We start from the raw sequence: 493 nt of genomic DNA on the forward strand, positions 1-493 counted from the left end.
TTTTTTGTCGGAATAGGAAAGATAATCGTGACGATTCCGATGAAGCATTTTCGGGAAGGACAGTCGAGTTTAGGGTGTCTTCCTGTCTTACTTTTGCTGGGCGGTTGTGGCGGGGCGATGCCCGAGTGTGATTCTTTGGATACGCGCAATACAGTGGTTAAGATCGTTTCGGACAACAGCAACAACGCGCTTGTCAACTACGCCGTCAAGAATTCGGGCGCGGTTGCGGCGATGGTAAGTAACGCGAACACAGAGGCTGAAAAATGAGCCATTTGGGAAAAGGCGAGACAAGGTGCCGCATATAGGTTGGATGATACAATACGCACAAATTCAAGAAGCAAAGCCAAGCGAGCAGTTACTTGCACTGGGTTGCTGTATGCGACCGTCGAGGATGTGACAGCGCAAAAAGAGGTAGACTTTAAGATAGAACAAACTGCGGACGGCAAGATGTCCATTTCGGTCAGTCCGTTTCAATTTTGACCGACGCCACGTC

General features: G+C 49.3%; 1 protein-coding gene. It reads left to right on the forward strand.

Going from position 1 to position 493, the window contains the following annotated elements; translation table 11 throughout:
* Window positions 1-267, forward strand: a 267-nt coding sequence (locus XI09_RS08360) for a hypothetical protein (RefSeq protein ID WP_271566415.1), incomplete at its 5' end; no start/stop codon positions are given.
* Window positions 268-493: the final 226 nt, after the last annotated feature.

The organism is Bradyrhizobium sp. CCBAU 11386, assembly GCF_028128955.1.
Classification (GTDB): Bacteria; Pseudomonadota; Alphaproteobacteria; order Rhizobiales; family Xanthobacteraceae; genus Bradyrhizobium.